This window comes from Peterkaempfera griseoplana (genome assembly GCF_001418575.1).
GTDB lineage: Bacteria > Actinomycetota > Actinomycetes > Streptomycetales > Streptomycetaceae > Peterkaempfera > Peterkaempfera griseoplana.
In genome coordinates this window covers 1-4,917 of the sequence record NZ_LIQR01000453.1, presented here as the reverse complement: position 1 = coordinate 4,917, position 4,917 = coordinate 1, and the positions used below count along the sequence as shown (strand labels likewise).

At 76.8% G+C, this 4,917-nt stretch carries 3 protein-coding genes and 2 pseudogenes; 3 read left to right on the top strand and 2 right to left on the bottom strand.

Translation table 11 applies throughout. The annotated features are described in order from the left end of the window. Positions 1-406, top strand: a pseudogene (locus AOK09_RS29540) (biotin-dependent carboxyltransferase family protein); the annotation flags it as partial. A gap of 231 nt (positions 407-637) precedes the next feature. Further along, a complete protein-coding gene (locus AOK09_RS39600; RefSeq protein ID WP_055590298.1) occupies positions 638-1,732 on the top strand; it encodes a WD40/YVTN/BNR-like repeat-containing protein in 1,095 nt (364 codons plus the stop codon). On the opposite strand, the gene AOK09_RS38415 is transcribed toward AOK09_RS39600, so the two are convergent. Both AOK09_RS38415 and AOK09_RS29530 read right to left on the bottom strand, forming a co-directional pair. Continuing rightward, positions 1,615-2,877 carry a glycosyltransferase gene (locus AOK09_RS38415; RefSeq protein ID WP_079063536.1) on the bottom strand — a complete coding sequence of 421 codons (1,263 nt, stop codon included), beginning with the start codon at positions 2,875-2,877 and terminating at the stop codon, positions 1,615-1,617. The genes AOK09_RS39600 and AOK09_RS38415 overlap by 118 nt on opposite strands. A 191-nt stretch (positions 2,878-3,068) precedes the next feature. Further along, positions 3,069-4,193, bottom strand: a pseudogene (locus AOK09_RS29530) (glycosyltransferase family 4 protein); the annotation flags it as partial. A gap of 154 nt (positions 4,194-4,347) precedes the next feature. Between AOK09_RS29530 and AOK09_RS29525 the strand changes: the two are divergent. Then, positions 4,348-4,917: TerD family protein (locus AOK09_RS29525; RefSeq protein WP_245687537.1), on the top strand; the 570-nt coding region annotated here is incomplete at its 3' end.

The window sequence follows — 4,917 nt, the reverse complement described above, 5'->3', positions numbered from 1 at the left end:
GGTGGAGGGGGTGCCGCTGGCCGGACCGCCCTCGGAGCTGGTGCTGCGCCTGGAGCCGGGGCCGCGTGCGGACTGGTTCGCGCCGGAGGCGCTGAAACTGCTGGCCAGGGCCCGTTATCAGGTGGCGGCGGCGAGCAACCGGGTGGGTCTGCGGACCGAGGGCCCGCCGCTGGAGCGGGTGCGCGGCGGCGAACTGCCCAGCGAGGGAATGGTGCTGGGGGCGGTGCAGGTGCCGCCGGACGGGCTGCCGGTGGTCTTCCTGGCGGACCATCCCACCACCGGCGGCTACCCGGTGGTGGGGGTGGTGCCGGAGGAGGACCTGTCCGCCGCGGCCCAGGCCGTGCCGGGCGTCCCGCTGCGGTTCGTGCCGCTGCCCGGCGCCGGGCGGCCGGTACGCCGCCGCTGACCGGACCGTACGGCGCCGGCCGGCCGGTACGCAGGACTCTCACCACGGCGGCGCCTCCCGGTCCGCAGGGCCTCGCCACGGCGGCGCCTCCCGGTGCGCACGGCATCGACCCGGCGCGGCCGGGGCGCGGCGCGGCCCCGTTGTCAGTGCCCCCGTGCACACTGCTGGCTGGGGCGCCACACGGGATCGGCCCGGTCGTGGGCCCCTGACGACGAACGGGGTGCACCCGCGATGGCCGACGTACTGCTTGCGGTGGGCACGATGAAGGGGCTCTTCCTGGCCCGGAGCCGCGACCGGCGGCGCTGGGAGATCGACGGGCCGCACTTCACCATGAACGGCATCTACTCGGTGGCGGTCGACCGGCGCGGACCCCGGCCGAGACTGCTGGTGGGCGCCGACAGCTCCCACTGGGGGCCGTCGGTGTGGTGGTCCGACGACCTGGGCGCGTCCTGGCAGCAGCCGGACCGCCCGGCGGTGCGCTTCCCCGAGCACACGGGAGCGTCGCTGGAGCGGGTCTGGCAGCTGCGTCCGGCCGGCGACGAGGCGCCGGGCGTGGTGTACGCGGGCACCGAGCCGGCCGCGCTCTTCCGCTCGGAGGACGGCGGGGAGACCTTCTCGCTGGTCGAGTCGCTCTGGGCGCATCCGCAGCGCGCGGAGTGGGGGGCCGGGTTCGGGGGGCAGGGCATGCACACGGTGCTCACCGACCCGCGCGACCGGGACCGGGTGACGGTCGCCGTCTCCACGGGCGGCGTCTACCGGACGTTCGACGGCGGCGCCGGCTGGACGGCGTCCAACGACGGCGTCCGGGCGTCCTTCCTGCCCGAGGGCGCGCAGTACCCCGAGTTCGGGCAGTGCGTCCACAAGATCGCGCAGGATGCGCAGAACCCCGATCTGCTGTACCTGCAGAACCACGGCGGCGTCTACCGCAGCGACGACGGGGGCGGCCACTGGGAGTCCATCGGCGAGGGGCTGCCGGCCGACTTCGGCTTCGCGGTGGCGGCCCACCCGCACCGCGCGTCCACCGCGTATGTCTTCCCGCTGACCGCCGACTACCAGCGCACCCCGCCGGACCTGCGCTGCCGGGTGTTCCGTACCGAGGACGCCGGCCGCAGCTGGAAGGCGCTCTCCACCGGGCTGCCCGGCGAGGACCACTACGGTGTGGTGCTCCGTGACGCCCTGTGCACCGATGACGCCGACCCCGCGGGCATCTACTTCGGCAACCGCAACGGCGAGGTGTTCGCAAGCGCGGACGACGGCGACACCTGGTCGCTGATCGCCTCGCACCTGCCCGACGTGCTCTGTGTGCGGGCGGCGGTGGTCGGTTGAGGTCCCGCCGCGGCGCCCGCCCCGTGGACGGCCAGGAAGGCGGCCACCGCCGCCGGCCACCCGAAGCCCTCCGCACGGGCGCGGGCCGCCGCCCGGCGGTCCGCCTCCGGGCGGGCCAGCAGGTGCTGCACGGCGTCGGCGAACCCCGGCCCGCTGTCGTCGGCCGCGGATCCCGCGCAGCCGACGATCTGCGGCAGCGCCGAGGAGCGGCTGACCGCGACCGGGGTGCCGCAGGCCAGCGCCTCCAGTGCGGCCAGTCCGAAGGTCTCCACCGGGCCCGGCGCGACCACCACGTCGGCAGTGGCCAGCAGCGCCGCCAGCGCCGCGCGGTCCGCGAGATGCCCCAGCAGGTGCACCGGCAGCCCCTGGGCGGCGGCGCGGGCGGCCAGCCGGCGGCGCAGCGGCCCGTCCCCGGCGACGGCCAGCACGGCAGGCACGCCCCGGCGGCGGAGTTCCGCGAGGCAGTCCAGGGCGCGGTCGGGGCGCTTCTCCGGCGAGAGCCGGGAGCAGAGCACCAGCAGCACCTGGCCGGGGCCCGCGTACCGGCCGCGCAGTCCCGGGTCCCGCAGGCCGGGGTGGTGGTGCTCCAGATCGACGCCGAGGGGAGCGCGCACCACATTGCGCGCACCGATCCGCTGGAACTCCGCGGCCGCCCAGCCCGTGGTGCACACCACCGTGTCGTAACAGACCGCCGTCCCGGCGTTGAGGCGGTCGGCGAGGCGCCGGGCGGCCGGATCGGGCAGTCCCCAGGTGCGCAGCAGCCCCGACGCGCTCTCATGGGAGACCATCGCCGCGGGGATGCCGTGCCGCCGCGCCCACTCTCCGGTCCACCGCAGGGTGGTGCGGTCGGACACCTCGAGCCGGTCCGGCCGCAGCCGCTCCAGCAGCGTTTTCAGGCCGCCGCGTCCGCCGAGCACGCGATAGCCGCCGGTGCCGGGGAGCGGCGGCCCGGGCAGGGTGATCACCCGTCCCTGTGCGGTCATCCGGTCGCCGGCGGCCGGGCCGGGGATCACCAGCACGGGTTCGTGTCCGGCCGCGCGATAGCCCGCGCCGAGGTGGTGGAGCGCGGTGCGCAACCCCCCGGAGACCGGGGTCACGAAGTTGGCGAGCCTGACGATGCGCAGCGACGGGCCGGTACCGCTCATCGCGCACCTCCTTCGCTGGTCCTGGCGGCGGCCGCGGCGCGCGGGCCGCGGCGCTGCGGGCGGACGGTGGACGGTCCGGGGAGCGCCGGGAGCAGGGCGCCGGACGCGGACGCCGGCGCGGCTTCGGACACGGTTCGGGGCACGGTTCGGGGCACGGCTTCGGGCACGTCCGTGGGCCGGGACCGGCCGGACCGCTCGGCGAGGACGTCCTCGTAGTGGCGCAGCAGCAGGTCGCCGACCGCCTCCCAGGTGCGGGAGGTGACCTCGGCCCGCCCGGCGAGCCCGTAGGCCGCCCTGGCCTCCGGGTCGGCGGCCAGCCGGGCGACGGCGGCGGTGACGGCACGCGGGTCGCGCGGCGGCACCAGCAGCCCGGTGCGGCGGTGGGCGACCAGGTCGAGCGGACCCCCGGCGGCCGGTGCCACCACCGGGACACCGCTGGCCATGGCCTCCTGCACGGTCTGGCAGAAGGTCTCCAGCGGACCGGTGTGCACGAAGAGATCCAGGGTGGCGAAGCAGCGGGCGAGGTCCCCGCCGGTCCGCCGGCCGAGGAAGGCCGCACCGGGCAGGGCTCTGCGCAGCGCCGGTTCGCTGGGTCCGTTGCCGATGACGACCACCCGCACCCCGGGCAGCCCGCAGACCCCGGCCAGCAGGTCGACGCGCTTCTCCGGGGCGAGCCGGCCGACATAGCCGACCAGCACCTCCCCGCCGGGGGCCAGGGAGCGGTGCAGCGCCGGGTCGCGGTGGCGGGGGTGGAAGCGCACGGAGTCCACCCCCCGCGGCCACAGGTGGACCCGCGGCACACCGTGCGCGGTGAGGTCCTGCGCCGCGGGGGTGGACGGCGCCAGGGTGCGGCCGGCGGCCCGGTGCACCGTGCGGATGCGGCGCCACGCCACCGCCTCGCCCAGGCCCTGGCCCGCGCGGTAGGCGCGGGCGTAGCCGCCCAGGTCGGTCTGGTAGACGGCGAGGGCCGGCAGGCCGAGGCGCCGGGCGGCGGCCATGGCCCGCGCCCCCAGGACGAAGGGCCCCGCCAGATGCACCAGGTCGGGCCGGTGCGCGGCCAGCGAGCTCTCCAGCCGGGCGCTCGGCAGTGCGATCCGCACCTGGGGGTAGCCCGGCAGCGGCAGGGAGGGGATGCGGACGACGGCGCAGGGGTCGTCGGCGGTGACGGCTGCCGGGCTGCCTCCCCTGGCCGGGGCGGGGGTGATCACCAGCGGCCGGTGGCCACGGCGCACCAGGTGCTCGGCGGTCCGCAGGACCGTGTGGGAGACGCCGTTGACCTCGGGTGGGAAGGACTCGGTGACGATGGCGACGCGCATGCCTCGGTTCTGTCCGCAGGGAGCGTGCGGTGGGCCAAAGGGATCTTTCGCCGGGACGAACGTCGCATGAGCGTTCGCAGCGCGGGGACCGGCCCGGGGAGGGGAATAGGGTGGAACCCGGCGATTGTCGCCGCATCCGGCGGAGGGACGGGGAATGCTGATCGGCAAAGGCGCGAACGTACCGGTGACCGCCTCGGCGGTGCGGGTGGTGCTGGGCTGGCGTTCCGGTGCCGGGGTGCCCGACGCGGACGCGTCGGCGCTGCTGCTGAGCGGCGGCCGGGTGCGCTCGGACGCGGACTTCGTCTTCTACAACCAGCCCCGGGACGCCTCCGGGGCGGTGCGCCACGAGGGCAAGCAGCACACGGCGGACGGGGTGGCCGACACCCTCGCGGTGGATCTGGGCGCGCTGGAAGCCTCCGTGGAGACGGTGGTGCTCGCGGCCTCCAGCGACGGCGGTGTGTTCGGCGCCCTGCCGGGGCTGTACCTCTCGGTGCTGGACGCCGGGAGCGGCGCGGAGCTGGCCCGCTTCCAGGATCCGGGCGCCACCTCGGAGACGGCGTTCGTGCTGGGTGAGCTCTACCGGCGCGGCGGCGGCTGGAAGTTCCGCGCGGTGGGCCAGGGCTATGACTCCGGCCTGGCCGGGCTGGCCACCGAGTACGGCATCCAGGTCGACGCCGAGGCCCCCGCCGGTCCGCCTCCGCAGCAGCCCGCCCCTGCGGCGGCC

Bases quoted from the DNA above. Each gene is read 5' to 3' on its own strand.
- AOK09_RS39600 (WP_055590298.1), top strand. From the start codon at position 638: ATGGCCGACGTACTGCTTGCGGTGGGCACGATGAAGGGGCTCTTCCTG.
- AOK09_RS38415 (WP_079063536.1), bottom strand. From the start codon at position 2,877: ATGAGCGGTACCGGCCCGTCGCTGCGCATCGTCAGGCTCGCCAACTTC.